Raw genomic sequence first — 13,909 nt, forward strand, 5'->3', positions numbered from 1 at the left:
AACTGCGCTGGTGGTTGCGTAATTTCGATTTGAGAGGACTTAGTTATGCGCGGGACGACGACAGGAAAGCTGGTCAAAGGCCTGACTTTGGCTGCTGGTGTTGCATTAAGTGTGATGCCCGGAAGGTCGGTTTGGGCAGATAATCTGACCGATGCATTCATCGGCGCGTATAACACCAGCGGCCTGCTTGAGCAGAACCGTGCCTTGTTACGCGCAGCGGATGAAGATGTCGCCATTGCGCTCTCAGCGCTGCGTCCGATCATCAACTGGACCGTGCGGGTGAGCCGGGATTACACGCGCACCAACACGAGCAGCTTGATCACGACGCGCGAGCCTTCGAGCTTTTTTTCCGGTCTCACGCTGAGCCAGTTGATCTATGACGGTGGCGCTTCCATCCTTGGCAAGCAATCGGCGCAGGAAACTGTGCTATCCACCCGTCAGTCTCTTATTGATATTGAACAACAAATCCTGATCAGAGCCGCGAACGCCTATCTAGGTGTTCTGCTGCAGGAAGAAACGGTTGCGATCCGCCAGAACAACGTGGAAGTGTCGGCGGAAGAACTGCGCGCATCGCAGGATCGCTTTGAAGTAGGTGAGGTTACACGTACAGACGTTGCCCTGTCCGAGGCACAATTGGCCAGCTCTCAGGCTGATTTGGCGGTCGCACGTGGTAACCTGAGCATTGCTCAGGCTGAATACGTAAACGCCGTTGGCAAGACACCTGGGCGGACGGCTGGCCAGCCAAGGCTGCCCAACCTGCCGCGTTCAGAGGCGGATGCGGTGAATTTGGCTCAGCGTAACCACCCTGCGATTCTTTCCGCACAGCATCAGGTGCGTGCGCTGGACCTGATCGTGCAGCAGCAGCGTGCAAATCTGGGTCCGAATGTCAGCCTGAATGCGGATGCGGGCATTACCGAGAGCTACGACAATGACGATTACATCAACGATGCGACGATCTCACTGAACTTCAATCAGCCGATCTATTCCGGTGGCGGTCTGGCGGCAGCGGTGCGTCGTGCGATGGCAACTCGTGATGCGTCGCGTGCCAACCTTCTGAACGTTCAGAAAGACATCACACAAGGTGTTGCCGATCGCTATGCTGCGTTTCAGGCGGCAACTGCAAGCCTGCGGGCGTCAACGGAACGGGTTCGTGCTTCGCAGGTGGCGTTTGACGGTATTCGTGAAGAAGCAACGTTGGGTGCACGGACGACCTTGGACGTCCTGAATGCCCAGCAGGATTTGCTGGACGCGCAATTGGCCGAGGTAGCATCCCGGACCGAGCGGTCGCGGGCTGCATATGAACTGCTGCAAGCCCAGGGGCTGTTGACGGCAGAGCGTTTGGGTCTTGCAGTGCAGATCTATGATCCGACCCTGTATTACAACCTCGTGAAAAAGGCGCCGTCGCAGGTCAGTAAGCAAAGCCGCGATCTGGATCGAGTGCTCAAGGCATTGCGCCGCGACTAAAGGGCATCGCTACCTGTTGTGGCGCTGGCTCAGATTGGCTACAATCGGGCCTAGGTTAGAGCGGTAGAAAATAATGTCAGATCGTGTTGTAAGCGCCAATATTCAGGACGTTCTTTCGTCGGTTAAGCGAATGGTCGACGAGGACGCGCATGACGAATCAGAATTCATATTTGTTCCGACGGCCCCGGCTGCCAAGCCGGGCCGGTTGGTTTTAACGGATGCGCTGCGCGTCAGCAATGAACCGCTGATCGCCAAGAAGGCCGCGCCCTTGAAACTGATGCCCCAGCATAGCGCGGGTGACAGTACCCCAAAGCAGGCCGCAAATGCGCCAAGCAACCCTGCCGAACCGATGCGGCTGCAACCCAGCGATATTGTGCGCGCTGGTGATGTCGACGCCAAGGCAGACGCACCAAAGCGCGACCTAGCGGGAAGCCTCAGCGCCAAGATTGAAGCTTTGGAAGCTGCTATCGCGCGCACCGAGGATCAGTGGGAGCCCGATGGCGAGAGCGATGACGACTACTCTGGCACCAAGACGCAGGCTGTTGAATGGCCGGCAGACAGAGCTTTTGCGCAGTCTCAGGCGGCTGAACCAAAATCCGAAGCCACATTTATTCGCGACCCGGAGGTGGTGGAAGATATGGCACAGAAGCCGACCGATGTGACAATCGGAGAAGAGGAATTGCGCGAACTCGTCGCCCAGATCGTCCGGGAAGAGCTGCAGGGCGCGCTGGGCGAACGGATCACGAAAAACCTGCGCAAGATGGTTCGGCGTGAGATCACGCGGGCGATCGCCGCAGCGGATGTTGACTGAGGTCTAAATGGTGCGTGGCGTCTGCGCCATCGCGAGAAGCAGATCCAGATCCATATGCTGTTCCAGATGGTCGGCAAGGTCGTCCAGCACTTGTTCGACGCCGTCTTCGTAAGCTGTTTCCGATGTCACGCCCAGCTCTGCCAGATAGCTGGCGCGAAACGTGTCCGAGGTGAAAATCCCATGCAGATAGCTGCCGCGTATGCGCCCATTGGCGCTGGCGGCACCTTCCGGGCGACCTTCGATCTGCAGCCAGGCCCGAGCGCAATCCGGGCCATCAGTACGGCCCATGTGGATCTCATATCCGCTGACGGGTTCATGACCGGGCAGGGCGGTTGCTGAGCGCAGGATAACCTGCTTTTCTCCGGCCATTGTGGTGCTGACATCCAGCAATCCCAACCCTTCGACCTGACCGGGGCGTCCATCGACGCCATCGGGGTCCGAGATGGTTTTGCCCAGCATCTGATAACCCCCGCACAGGCCCAGAACATGACCCCCGCGGCGGACATGGGCATAAAGGTCGATATCCCAACCCTGCGCCCGGAAATAGGCCAGATCGCCGATTGTAGACTTGCTGCCCGGCAACAGCACCAGATCGGCATCTCCGGGCAGGGGGCGGCCTGCTGGGATGATCTCGACCGTAACGCCCGGTTCGGCGGAAAGCGGGTCGAGATCGTCGAAATTGGCCATCCGCTCAAGCTGAGGCACAGCGATCTTGCATGCCCCTCCGGCATGAGAGCGGATGTCCATCATATCTTCTGCCGGCAGCTTCCATGCGTCATGGAACCAGGGCACCACGCCCATACAGGGCCAGCCGGTCCGGGATGCGATATCGTCGCGCCCTTCATCGAACAGGGAGACATCGCCCTTGAAGCGGTTAATCGCAAAGCCCCGGATCATCGCAAGGTCCCCGGCCTCCAAGACGGCTTGCGTCCCCACGATCTGAGCGATCACGCCACCCCGATGAATGTCGCCCACCAGAACCACCGGAACCTGTGCGGCACAAGCAAATCCCATATTGGCGATGTCACCCTTGCGCAGGTTAGTTTCTGCCGGACTACCCGCGCCTTCGATCAACACCAGATCAGCGTCGCTGCAAAGCCTTTCAAAGCTTTCCAGAGCCGCCCCCAGCAGCTTAGACTTGTCCTTGCGATAATCGCCCGCCTTCATTGTACCTGCGCGCTGGCCCTGAAGAATGATCTGCGCGCCGGTATCAGTTTCGGGTTTGAGCAGGATTGGGTTCATATCCGTATGCGTCGGTCGTTTGGCCGCCCGCGCCTGCAGGGCTTGCGCGCGCCCGATTTCGCCGCCGTTTTCCGTAACAGCGGCGTTGTTCGACATGTTCTGCGGCTTGAACGGAGCCACGCGCAACCCGCGTCGCGTATAGGCGCGGGCCAACCCGGCCACCAAAACCGATTTGCCGACATTGCTGCCGGTGCCTTGAATCATGATGGACCGCGCCATGGCCTGTCTCCTATGCTCGGGCGCAGATGACCTGATTTAAGGCCAAAGGAAAAGCCCCATATGAATACGCCTGCGCATCTTTTGATCGGTGCTGCTGTTTTTGCGCGCCCGGCCCGGGGCGCGACGCTATGGGCAGCTCTGTTTGGGTCCTTGTTGCCGGATTTGTCGCTATACCTGATGGCCGGCGTTTCGCTGCACATCCTGAACATCCCGGCACAGGTGGTGTTTGATCAGCTTTACTTTTCACCCGCGTGGCAAACCGTATTCGCCATCGATAACTCGTTCATTTTGTGGGGAGTGGCACTTGCACTCGGGCTGTGGCGCGGCTGGCACCTGCTGACTATTGGCGCATCCGCAGGGATACTTCATTTGGTGATGGATTTCTTATTGCACGCAGGCGATGGCCGACCACAGTTCTGGCCGATCAGTTCATGGGTCTTTCACAGTCCGATCAGCTATTGGGACAGCACACATCATGCGGCTTGGATCGCGCCGATCTCAGTGACGATTTGCATTGCCGCCTATGTGGTGCTTTGGCAGCGCGGCCTGTCGGTTTCGGCAAAACTGTTCTTTGCGCTGTTACTGGCGGCCGAGCTTTGGGTGGCGTGGCAATGGATCATGTATTTTTGATCTGACCAATCAGCCCAAAGAAAAACGCGCCCCGATGTCAGGGCGCGTTTTTTCGATCGGATGCGGGGAACAATCAGGCAGCTTCGGCCTGCTGAGCCGCATTCCGGCGTTCGCTTTCTTCGCGGGACAGGGCGACAGACGTCCGTACGCCGCGACCAACAAATTCCATCAGCCCGCCTACAACCCGCTCATTGGGGTCGATGCCGGCGCACGATAGTACTTCGCGCCCATCGCGCGAACGTGCCCAACGGGCAATTTGTTCCGGTCCGTTGCCATACTTCTTGTCGTCGGCGATGGCATCATCCAAAGCAGCCAGTACAACGGCTGCGAAAAGTTTGCGTGCACGATTGCCTTGTTCGTTGTTAAAGGCAGTGCCGTCAACGAAATCTCTCATCTCGTCTTTCCTGTTTTTCTTGCTCTTGCAATTTTCGGCGTGACGGTCCTTATGACCTATTACATGCGATTCGGATACACCTAAAATGCATAGTTGCGTTGCGTCATTTGCATGGCTCGCTGCAGGTGCAGCACTAGGTTTCGTTGTCTTGTCAGGTGTGGTCACGCCAGATATAGGGACGAGAACTGACGCATCAACCGTTTGTGAAGGATTTAAGTCATGCCCAAGATAAATGGGAACGAAATTCGCCCCGGCAATGTGCTTGAGCATAATGACGGACTGTGGGCGGCGGTCAAAGTGGATCACGTAAAGCCCGGCAAAGGCGGAGCTTTTGCCCAGGTCGAGCTGCGCAACCTGCGCAATGGCTCAAAGCTGAACGAACGCTTCCGTTCGGCCGACAAAGTCGAACGCGTGCGCCTTGAGCAGAAGGATCAGCAGTTCCTGTACGAATCCGATGGCATGCTGGTGTTCATGGACTCCGAGACCTACGAGCAGATCGAACTGCCTTCGGAACTGCTGGGTGAGCGCCGCCCGTTTCTGCAGGACGGCATGACCATCGTAGTGGAGTTTTACGAAAGCGAGGCGCTGAACGCCACGCTGCCCCAAAAAGTGACCTGCAAGATCGTCGAGACCGAGCCGGTTGTGAAGGGTCAGACTGCGGCGAACTCGTTTAAGCCAGCGGTTCTGGACAATGGCGTCAAGGTCATGGTGCCACCTTTTATCGGGCAGGATGAGATGATCGTAGTGAATACCGAGACCATGGAGTATTCCGAACGCGCGTAAGCGGACGATAGTTCGGTGCAAAAGGGTCGCTCTGCGGCCCTTTTTTAGGTCCGAATGCGATAGCGCTCGGGATGATCTCCAAACAGCTCCAGCATCAGTTCGTACTTGATGCGATTGGCGCTGACCTGTCGGTAGAATGCGATCAAGAAAGCGGTCGGGCCTTGAATGCGTCCGAGACCGCTTATCGCGGCCACGACGGTGCCGACATCGGTTTTACCCTGCAACACCAGCCATCCGCCCAGCATCAGAATCCCAACAGTCCCTGCGCCATTGATGACACTCAGCAGGAACTTGGCCGAGAGTTTCCAGATGAACATCTTGCGGCGGGTCTCGAATATCTCGTCGAACTGTTTCTCAATCGCTCGCGATGCCGCCTCGATATCCTCGTGCGTCAAGCGGTCGGTCGCGCTGCGCAGGATTCGAACACGCTCGGCCACGAAGATGTTCACTTTTCGCTGAGAGGCCAGAACGATAATGATCTGCGGAACGATCATGGAAAGCGCGATCAAGCCCAGCCCCGGTTGGGTGGAAGATATGTAGCCGATTACGCTGATCAATGTGCCGATTTGCACCACGGGGTCGGAAAATGCACCGCCTGCGAACTTACCCAGCTCTTCCGCCTCAGCGGATACGGCCGTTGTCATCGTGCCCGAACGAAGGTCTTGCCCCTCTTCGCTGAGATCGATTGATCGGGCAAGCAACCGTCCCCGGATCAGTCGGATGATGTCCTCGCCCAGCGTTCCAGAGCGATACCCGAGCACCCATTTCAACGTGAGGCTCAACAGGATGACGCCCATCATCCCAGCGCCCAGCAACAGCAGGCGATCCACTTCGATGCTATCAGATGTCAGGTGATTGACGATATCGCGCTGGAACTCAAGCGGAGCAGCCGCCAGCGCAGCCACCGCCAATGACAGCAGAATAAGGATGATTTGCCGTCCGGCGCTGACACGCCATATCGCGGTATAGAGGCGAAACATGCACGTATCCCGTTAGGCCAATTGCAGTCAGTGATACCGCGCGGCCCGGCCGCGTCAAATACGCAAACAGTTTCAAAAGAATGGGCGTGCCGGTTCAGCAACAAAATCAACCTGGCAGTTTTAGCGTCGCGCCACCTGCCTGCATCTCGTCCCCCGCGCGATCCAGCCGAAGGTATGCGATCGCCTTTCCGCCAGACTGTGTAAACAACACCCCGGCGGGTTTACCACTGGAGTGAATCTCGGTCCCGACCGGAGCGGTGCCCGCGATCTCGACAACGCGCAGACCTTTGCGCAACTCGGTCTTGTGCTTCATGCGCGCGGTGACCTCTTGTCCGACATAGCAGCCCTTCTTGAAGTCCAAGCCATTCAGCGCCTCGAACCCGGACTCAAGAATATAGCTGTCTGGCGTCAGTTCGATGCTGGTTTCGGGGATACAGTGACGGACGCGGATCGCATCCCAGTCCGTACCGTCATCACTTTCCAGAGCGGTAGAATAAGCGCGCCATCCCAGATCAGGATGCCGCGGGTCGGGTAGGGCGCCCTCGGGCGCGGGGCCGGTGCCGCGTTGTACGTTCAGGTCGGTCTGGTCGATGGTCACATCTGCACGCAGCTTGTACATCGTCAGTCGTTTGGCAAGCCCGTCGGCCAGCACTTCGGCCACATCCAGCAGCACCGACTCACCGTCTCGTTTGAGAAAGAAGTCAGCCAGGTACTTGCCCTGCGGGGTCAGAAGGGCGGCGTAGACCAGCCCGTCGTCCAGCCGCTGCACGTCATTTGTGATCAGCCCCTGCAGAAAGCTATCAGTATCGTTGCCGGTCAGGCGCAGAATGCGGCGATTGGACATGGGTTGATCCTCGTCAATTCGTCTGGCTTCGTGATATAGGAAATCGCGCCGCCATGACCAGAGGGTTTCAGACGTGTCCGCCCCGATCAGCATCGTGATTCCGACCCTGAATTCGGGGCATTCCCTGCCGGGAACGCTGCAGGCTTTGATGGAAGGGCTTCATTCAGGCCTGATCCGAGAGTTAATCGTGACCGATGGCGGCTCAGATGACCCAACACTTGAGATGGCGGATGAAGCCGGAGCCATGATCGTAACAGGTCCGGCGTCAAGGGGAGGGCAGTTGCAAAGGGGGTGTGCCAAAGCATCTGGCGACTGGCTGCTGATCCTGCATGCCGACACCGAGTTGCAGTCAGGCTGGAGCGCCATCGTGGCAGAGCATCTGCGTTCGCACAGGCCAGCAGCCTTCCGATTGCGGTTTCGCGTCAGCGGGATTGGTGCCCGCTGGGTTGCTGGTTGGGCCAACCTGCGTAGCAGAGTGTTTGGTATGCCCTACGGCGATCAGGGGCTGTTGGTACGCCGCAGGGATTATGACTCTGTCGGAGGATTCCCAGATCAGCCACTGATGGAGGATGTCGCCTTGATCCGCGCTTTGCCGCGCCCGGTGCTGTTGAAAGCAGACGCGGTTACGAGTGCGGAACGCTATATCCGTCAGGGTTGGTTTCGGCGGGGCGCGCGGAACCTTTGGACTCTGGCGCGGTACTTTCTGGGGGCTGATCCGCATCTGCTGGCGCAGTCGTATCGGCGTTGAAGGCTGTGCGTAGCTCAACGATGGATTTGCCCAGACGGAACGGTGCAGCAAAACTTACCAGACATAGGGCAATGATCTGTAGTACCAAAATATGCGCATTCGCCTGCAGATATTCCCATTCATCCTTGAGCTTGCCGACCTGTTCGATCAGATCGTCATAGCTTTGGGCCAGGATCAGATAATCACCGGCAATCGCAGGCACCTTGCGCCGCATGTTGTCAATTGCGGTTTGTGTATCATCGTCCAGAGATGTGAAGACGAGAAATTGATCGATGCTGAAGGCATCCGCTTTCGCGGCCATCTCGCGGGCCTCATCCATGTCATCACTCGACGTGCGGCCGAATAGAAAATGCAGGCCTTGAAGCGGGGCTACTTCGTTCGTGACCGCGATGAACAACGGTAAATCGGCATTGCTTGCGGTTGAGGCGGACAGAAACTCTACCTTTTCGCACAAAACAGCTGTATCCGGGTCGTAAGCGGGGTCACAGAACCTCAGCCGAAACCGCGCGGCATCACGGTCGAATGCAAGCGTGGCGGCATAAGCAACGTCGATCTGCCGGTCCAGCCGCGAACTGTCCGAGGTGTAAAGCCCGGCCAACACGGCGACCAGCGCACCGATCCCACCCAATACGACCCAGACCAGATCCGCCAGTTTCCACGCCCGATGCCCTGCAGGTTTGCGGAACAGAAATCCTGTGCCAAACAGGCCGATCATAAAGGCCAGTATCAGCAGAGGTAATTGGTTTTCAGCGATGAATGTCATACGCCGGAGTGTACGGTCTGCGCAGCGTCTGACAACAGGGCTCACGCGCAGTTGTACCTTATGAAACGTCGCTACCTGACGTCAGGACCCCGAGCTTTGGCCGAACTTGCGAAACAGCTTCGTCCGGTCAAAGGCCTGCTCTAACTCGTCCGTGCGCTGCTTGACACTGTCCCAGAGACGTTCCTGCATTTCGGCAATGGCGCATTCCAATAGCACCATTAGCGAAGTCATGGAATCCCAGGCCGAAGGCACTGCGATCCTTACCGCAAAGGTGTGTTTCGCCAGCCGGTGGATGGGGGATCGCCATTGATCCGTCAGCAGGACAACCTCGGCCCCGCGCTCATGGCAAAGCTGCCCGATCAACAAAGTAGTGTTCTCATAACGCCGCACATCCAAGGCCACCAGCACATCGCCTTCGCGCACTTCGAGCAGATCGTGAGTCCACGACGCTGCATCTGACAGCAGCTTCACATCAGGACGGATCATCTGCAGGTGGAGGTAGAGATATTGTGCCAGGGTCCCGGTTATGCGTCCGCCGGTGATGAAAACACGCCGTTTGGGGTCGCAAAGCATACGGCAGAAACTGTCAAACTCATCCGGGTCGACCTCATCAATCGAACGCCGCTGGTTCTCAAGCGCTTGGCGGGAGTAGCGGTTGAGAATGTGTTCTTCAGGTAAGTCATTCTGCCAGACATCCCGTTTGGCGACGGGCCCCGAGATCATCTCTTTCACTTCGCTGCGTATCGCGGACTGAAACTGCGGATAGCCATCAAAGCCGGTTTTCTGAAGCATCCGCGCAACCGTGGCGGTCGAAACCGAGGCGATACTGGCCAGCTCGGTAATGCTGCCAAGCCCTGCCATGGGGTAATCATCCAGCAGCACGTTGACCAACTGCCGCTCGGTCGGTGTCATCATTTCGCGATGCGCAAGGAGCCTTTCTGTCACTCGCACGGAATACTCCTTTCCCTTTCTACCCATGTTTATGTGGAAAATTTGACAATGCAATCTGACTTGGGGAATTTTATACAGGAAATTTATTGACAGGTTAAGAACCTCTGTGGAATTTTTTCCAAATGGAATCACGTAGCGCCACTCTCACCTCTGCTCAGCCTGATTTCGGTCCCGTCGTTCACATCGCCGACGCGCCGGAAGAGCCTTCGGTTGTGGTGGTGTGCGAACACGCCTCGCATCGTATCCCGGACGGACTGGGGGATATGGGGCTAAGTGCCGAGGCACTGCGCAGCCATATCGCGTGGGACCCGGGCGCGCTGCCGGTTGCACAGGCACTGGCCCAGCAGTTGAACGGCGTGCTGGTGCATGGCGGGGTGTCGAGGCTGGTTTATGACTGCAACCGCCCTCCCGAAGCCCCCGATGCTATGCCGGAATGCAGTGAAGACACACCGATCCCGGCGAACCTTGAACTGAGCGCCAATGCGCGTCAGCAGCGGATTGAAGGCGTATATGTGCCGTTTTGCCAAGGGCTAGAGGATGTTCTGATCCGTCATCACCGCACGCTAAAACTCATGGTGACGGTTCATAGTTTCACGCCGATATACCGCGGAACACCGCGCGATGTTGAGCTTGGTTTGCTGCATGGCCAGGACGCCCGCTTTGCCAAGGCGATGTTGGCCAGCGCCGCGCACGAGCTGCCCCTGGTTACTCGATTGAACGAACCCTATTCGGCGGCAGACGGGGTGGCGCACACTTTGGATCTTCACGCAGCGCCCAACGGATTGTTGAACGTCATGATCGAGATCCGGAATGATCTGATTCAGACAGCCGAGCAGCAGCGGGTCATGGCCGATTGTCTGGCCCCGTGGATCAATCGTACGATTGCTCCGTTCTGTAGCGGGGTGGGCGAATGATCAAGGCAATGTCAGCATATGTGCGTGTAGTCGATGCGGTGAACTACCGGATCGGGCGGGTCATGATGTGGGGCCTGTTCGTGATGATGGGCATCCTGCTGTGGTCCTCGATCTCGAAGACCTTCTTTCTGCCTTCGCTCTGGACGCTAGAAATGGCGCAGTTTGCGATGGTGACTTATTACATCATGGGGGGGCCGTATTCGATCCAACTGGGTTCGAACGTGCGAATGGATCTGTTTTACCATAATTGGAGCCATCGCCGGAAAGCCTGGTTCGATGCCTTCACGGTGCTACTGCTGATCCTTTATCTGGGTGTACTGCTCTACGGTGGGCTTGGATCCACGGCGTACAGCCTGGGCTATTGGGGTGATGAGCCTGTCGCCTATTTCACAGGCCTTCTGACCGGCAGCGAAGAGGTCGGACGGCTAGAACGATCCTCCACCGCGTGGCGGCCATACATCTGGCCGGTCAAGGCGATCATGGTCTTCGGCTTCTTCCTGATGCTGCTGCAGGCGATATCAGAATTTTTCAAAGACATTGCGCGGATCAACGGGCAAGAGATCGGGGCAGCGCGGGCATGAGCCAGGAATTTATCGCAATCTTCATGTTCGCTTCGATGATGCTGATGCTGTTCACCGGGCAGCGCGTCTTTGGTGCAATTGGTGCCGTCGCAGCCATTGCGGCACTGGCGCTCTGGGGGACAGGCGGGCAGGACATTCCGTTTTCGGCGGCGATGAAGCTGATGAAATGGTACCCGCTGCTGACCCTGCCGATGTTCATCTTCATGGGCTATGTCCTGAGCGAAAGTCGTCTGGCCGATGACCTCTATCGCATGTTCCACGTCTGGATGGGGCCGGTGAACGGTGGTCTTGCCATCGGCACCATTGGCCTGATGGTGCTGGTCTCGGCGATGAACGGGCTTAGCGTGGCAGGTATGGCCATCGGGGCGACGATTGCACTGCCTGAACTGCTGCGGCGCGGATACGACAAGACCATGGTGACGGGGGTCATTCAGGCCGGGTCGAGCTTGGGCATCCTTGTGCCGCCCTCGGTAGTTCTGGTGCTTTATGCCATGATCGCGCGGCAACCCGTCGGTCAACTTTGGCTGGCAGGCATTGTGCCGGGGCTGCTGATGGCGTCTTTGTTCATCCTCTACATCTGGATTCGTTGCCGGCTTCAACCGCATCTGGGACCAGCGATGGAAGACGCGCACGAGGTCCCGAGGTCCGAGAAACTCCGTCTGCTCTGGGCCGGGGCACTGCCATTGATGATTTTCGCTGCGATGATGCTGCCGTTCGTGAATGGTTGGACCTCATTGGTAGAAAGTTCGGCCATCGGAGCGTTGGCGGCGCTTGTGGCGTCAGTCCTCAAACGTCGGATGACGTGGAAGATTTTCGAGGACTGTACCAAGCAAACCTTGGCCATCTCGTGCATGTTCATGTGGATCATCCTTGCGGCGCTGGGCTTCGGCGCGGTGTTTGACGGGCTGGGCGCGGTCAAGGCCATCGAGAACCTGTTCACCGAGCAGTTGGGGCTGTCACCGTGGCTGATCCTGATCCTGATGCAGCTCAGCTTTATCATCATGGGCACGTTCCTGGACGACACCGCAATGCTCGTCATCGTAGCGCCGCTCTATGTGCCGCTCGTGGGGGCGCTTGGCTTCGATCTGATCTGGTACGGTGTACTTTACACCATCACCACCCAGATCGCGTATATGACGCCGCCTTTCGGCTACAACCTATTCCTGATGCGCGCAATGGCTCCGCCAGAAATCAGTCTGCGGGACATTTACCGCTCAATCGTGCCCTTTGTCGGGGTGATGATCCTGGCGCTCGCAATAATCATGATATTCCCCGAGATCGCCTTGTGGCTGCCCGGGTATGTTTACGGAAATTAACCAGAAGGCCCGACACACGGGCACCCAAACTTAAACGGAGAGGAAATTGACATGACGACAAGACGTAAGTTTCTGAAAACTGCGGGGGTAGGGGTTGCGGCGGCACCTTTGGCAACGCCTGCACTGGCGCAAAGCACGATCACATGGCGGATGCAGACATATGCCGGTCCTGCACTGGCCGAGCATGTGATCGACCCGGCTATCAAGATGTTCAACCAGATCGCCGGTGACCGTATGCAGATCGAGCTGTTCTACGCCGATCAACTGGTCCCGACCGGAGAGCTGTTCCGCGCTATGCAGAAGGGAACCATCGACGCGGTTCAATCGGATGATGACTCGATGGCCTCGCCCACCGAAGTCACTGTTTTCGGCGGCTACTTCCCGTTCGCTTCGCGCTATTCGCTGGACGTGCCGGTGCTGTTCAACCAGTGGGGCCTGAACGAGATCTGGGATGAAGAGTATTCGAAGGTTGGCGTTAAACACATCAGCGCCGGCGCGTGGGACCCGTGTCACTTTGCGACCAAGGATCCGATCAATTCGCTGGAGGATATGAAGGGCAAACGCATCTTCACCTTCCCGACAGCAGGCCGGTTCCTCAGCCAGTTTGGCGTGGTACCCGTCACACTGCCGTGGGAAGACATCGAAGTTGCAGTTCAAACCGGCGAGTTGGACGGTATTGCCTGGTCGGGCATCACCGAAGACTACACCGTGGGTTGGGCGGATGTGACTAACTACTTCCTAACCAACAACATTTCGGGGGCCTGGGCCGGCCACTTCTTTGCCAATATGGATCGCTGGAACGAGCTACCGGAAGATCTGCAAACTCTGTTCAAGGTCTGCTGTGACCAGTCGCACTACTACCGCCAGTGGTGGTATTGGGGCGGCGAAGCCAACCTGCGGGTTAACGGTACCAAGATGCAATTGACGACCATCCCGGATGAAGAGTGGGCGACGGTTGAAGAAGCTGCTGTTAAGTTCTGGGACGAAATTGCTGCGGAATCCGAGACCAAGGCAAAGGTCGTGGATATCTTCAAGCGCTACAACGCCGAAATGCTCAAGGCCGGGCGGCCCTATCGTTACGGATAAAATACTTGACCGGCCCGTTCTTTCGCGGGCCGGTCGTTACAGGGACAAAGAATTTTCGTCGAAAATTCTCGCATATCACAGAGGTATTGCATGCTGACATTTGAGCATTTGAAGGCTGAGGTTTCGTCTGGCGAGATTGATACGGTATTGGTTTGTCTGGTTGACATGCAGGGCCGTTTGATG

At 57.5% G+C, this 13,909-nt stretch carries 14 protein-coding genes; 9 read left to right on the forward strand and 5 right to left on the reverse strand.

The annotated features are described in order from the left end of the window. Positions 1 to 45: 45 nt before the first annotated feature. The gene (locus tag ACR0CZ_RS08465; RefSeq protein ID WP_170391809.1) at positions 46 to 1,464 is read left to right on the forward strand and encodes a TolC family outer membrane protein; all 1,419 of its coding nucleotides are present in this window, start codon (positions 46 to 48) and stop codon (positions 1,462 to 1,464) included. 73 nt (positions 1,465 to 1,537) lie between these two features. Next, positions 1,538 to 2,275 carry a hypothetical protein gene (locus ACR0CZ_RS08470; RefSeq protein ID WP_170391807.1) on the forward strand — a complete coding sequence of 246 codons (738 nt, stop codon included), beginning with the start codon at positions 1,538 to 1,540 and terminating at the stop codon, positions 2,273 to 2,275. A gap of 3 nt (positions 2,276 to 2,278) precedes the next feature. Here ACR0CZ_RS08470 and ACR0CZ_RS08475 read toward each other — a convergent pair whose 3' ends face one another. Then, positions 2,279 to 3,736, reverse strand: coding sequence for a cobyric acid synthase (locus ACR0CZ_RS08475; RefSeq protein ID WP_170391804.1), 1,458 nt, complete (start codon positions 3,734 to 3,736; stop codon positions 2,279 to 2,281). Between the two features lie 60 nt (positions 3,737 to 3,796). Here ACR0CZ_RS08475 and ACR0CZ_RS08480 point away from each other — a divergent pair, with 60 nt between their 5' ends. Further along, positions 3,797 to 4,366 (forward strand): cobalamin biosynthesis protein CobQ, encoded by a 570-nt coding sequence (locus tag ACR0CZ_RS08480; protein WP_170391803.1) that lies wholly within the window; start codon positions 3,797 to 3,799, stop codon positions 4,364 to 4,366. A gap of 73 nt (positions 4,367 to 4,439) precedes the next feature. Here ACR0CZ_RS08480 and ACR0CZ_RS08485 read toward each other — a convergent pair whose 3' ends face one another. Beyond that, entirely contained in the window at positions 4,440 to 4,760 is a 321-nt protein-coding gene (locus tag ACR0CZ_RS08485) for a DUF6280 family protein (RefSeq protein ID WP_008757056.1), read from the reverse strand. 219 nt (positions 4,761 to 4,979) lie between these two features. Between ACR0CZ_RS08485 and efp the strand changes: the two genes are divergently transcribed. Continuing rightward, positions 4,980 to 5,543, forward strand: a complete 564-nt coding sequence (gene efp, locus ACR0CZ_RS08490; RefSeq protein ID WP_170391801.1) for an elongation factor P — start codon at positions 4,980 to 4,982, stop codon at positions 5,541 to 5,543. Positions 5,544 to 5,587: 44 nt separating this feature from the next. Here efp and ACR0CZ_RS08495 read toward each other — a convergent pair whose 3' ends face one another. Together ACR0CZ_RS08495 and ygfZ are read right to left on the reverse strand one after the other, a co-directional pair. Continuing rightward, complete coding sequence (locus tag ACR0CZ_RS08495) at positions 5,588 to 6,523, reverse strand: ABC transporter transmembrane domain-containing protein (protein ID WP_170391799.1); 936 nt, start codon at positions 6,521 to 6,523, stop codon at positions 5,588 to 5,590. Positions 6,524 to 6,629: 106 nt separating this feature from the next. Next, positions 6,630 to 7,367 carry a CAF17-like 4Fe-4S cluster assembly/insertion protein YgfZ gene (gene ygfZ / locus ACR0CZ_RS08500; RefSeq protein WP_170391797.1) on the reverse strand — a complete coding sequence of 246 codons (738 nt, stop codon included), beginning with the start codon at positions 7,365 to 7,367 and terminating at the stop codon, positions 6,630 to 6,632. Positions 7,368 to 7,440: 73 nt separating this feature from the next. On the opposite strand from ygfZ, the gene ACR0CZ_RS08505 reads away from it, so the two are divergent. Beyond that, positions 7,441 to 8,115, forward strand: coding sequence for a TIGR04283 family arsenosugar biosynthesis glycosyltransferase (locus ACR0CZ_RS08505; protein ID WP_170391795.1), 675 nt, complete (start codon positions 7,441 to 7,443; stop codon positions 8,113 to 8,115). An 844-nt stretch (positions 8,116 to 8,959) separates the two neighbouring features. On the opposite strand, the gene ACR0CZ_RS08510 is transcribed toward ACR0CZ_RS08505, so the two are convergent. Continuing rightward, positions 8,960 to 9,823 carry a MurR/RpiR family transcriptional regulator gene (locus ACR0CZ_RS08510; RefSeq protein ID WP_255611699.1) on the reverse strand — a complete coding sequence of 288 codons (864 nt, stop codon included), beginning with the start codon at positions 9,821 to 9,823 and terminating at the stop codon, positions 8,960 to 8,962. A 128-nt stretch (positions 9,824 to 9,951) separates the two neighbouring features. On the opposite strand from ACR0CZ_RS08510, the gene ACR0CZ_RS08515 reads away from it, so the two are divergent. From ACR0CZ_RS08515 to ACR0CZ_RS08530, 4 genes are read left to right on the forward strand one after another with little or no spacing between them, the layout of a single operon-like run. After that, on the forward strand, positions 9,952 to 10,743 hold the full coding sequence (locus ACR0CZ_RS08515; protein WP_170391791.1) for an N-formylglutamate amidohydrolase: 792 nt from the start codon (positions 9,952 to 9,954) through the stop codon (positions 10,741 to 10,743). Beyond that, positions 10,740 to 11,324: a TRAP transporter small permease subunit gene (locus ACR0CZ_RS08520; RefSeq protein ID WP_170391789.1), complete on the forward strand. Its 585-nt coding sequence runs from the start codon at positions 10,740 to 10,742 to the stop codon at positions 11,322 to 11,324. Before ACR0CZ_RS08515 ends, ACR0CZ_RS08520 begins: the two co-directional genes overlap by 4 nt. Beyond that, positions 11,321 to 12,640, forward strand: a complete 1,320-nt coding sequence (locus ACR0CZ_RS08525) for a TRAP transporter large permease (protein ID WP_170391787.1) — start codon at positions 11,321 to 11,323, stop codon at positions 12,638 to 12,640. Before ACR0CZ_RS08520 ends, ACR0CZ_RS08525 begins: the two co-directional genes overlap by 4 nt. A 51-nt stretch (positions 12,641 to 12,691) precedes the next feature. Beyond that, positions 12,692 to 13,726, forward strand: coding sequence for a TRAP transporter substrate-binding protein (locus tag ACR0CZ_RS08530; RefSeq protein ID WP_170391784.1), 1,035 nt, complete (start codon positions 12,692 to 12,694; stop codon positions 13,724 to 13,726). Positions 13,727 to 13,909 lie beyond the last annotated feature (183 nt).

Source organism: Ruegeria sp. H9 (assembly GCF_056532915.1).

Bases quoted from the DNA above. Each gene is read 5' to 3' on its own strand.
- ygfZ (WP_170391797.1), bottom strand. From the start codon at position 7,367: ATGTCCAATCGCCGCATTCTGCGCCTGACCGGCAACGATACTGATAGC.
- ACR0CZ_RS08515 (WP_170391791.1), top strand. From the start codon at position 9,952: ATGGAATCACGTAGCGCCACTCTCACCTCTGCTCAGCCTGATTTCGGT.
- ACR0CZ_RS08480 (WP_170391803.1), top strand. From the start codon at position 3,797: ATGAATACGCCTGCGCATCTTTTGATCGGTGCTGCTGTTTTTGCGCGC.
- efp (WP_170391801.1), top strand. From the start codon at position 4,980: ATGCCCAAGATAAATGGGAACGAAATTCGCCCCGGCAATGTGCTTGAG.
- ACR0CZ_RS08485 (WP_008757056.1), bottom strand. From the start codon at position 4,760: ATGAGAGATTTCGTTGACGGCACTGCCTTTAACAACGAACAAGGCAAT.
- ACR0CZ_RS08465 (WP_170391809.1), top strand. From the start codon at position 46: ATGCGCGGGACGACGACAGGAAAGCTGGTCAAAGGCCTGACTTTGGCT.
- ACR0CZ_RS08470 (WP_170391807.1), top strand. From the start codon at position 1,538: ATGTCAGATCGTGTTGTAAGCGCCAATATTCAGGACGTTCTTTCGTCG.
- ACR0CZ_RS08495 (WP_170391799.1), bottom strand. From the start codon at position 6,523: ATGTTTCGCCTCTATACCGCGATATGGCGTGTCAGCGCCGGACGGCAA.
- ACR0CZ_RS08530 (WP_170391784.1), top strand. From the start codon at position 12,692: ATGACGACAAGACGTAAGTTTCTGAAAACTGCGGGGGTAGGGGTTGCG.
- ACR0CZ_RS08525 (WP_170391787.1), top strand. From the start codon at position 11,321: ATGAGCCAGGAATTTATCGCAATCTTCATGTTCGCTTCGATGATGCTG.
- ACR0CZ_RS08520 (WP_170391789.1), top strand. From the start codon at position 10,740: ATGATCAAGGCAATGTCAGCATATGTGCGTGTAGTCGATGCGGTGAAC.
- ACR0CZ_RS08475 (WP_170391804.1), bottom strand. From the start codon at position 3,736: ATGGCGCGGTCCATCATGATTCAAGGCACCGGCAGCAATGTCGGCAAA.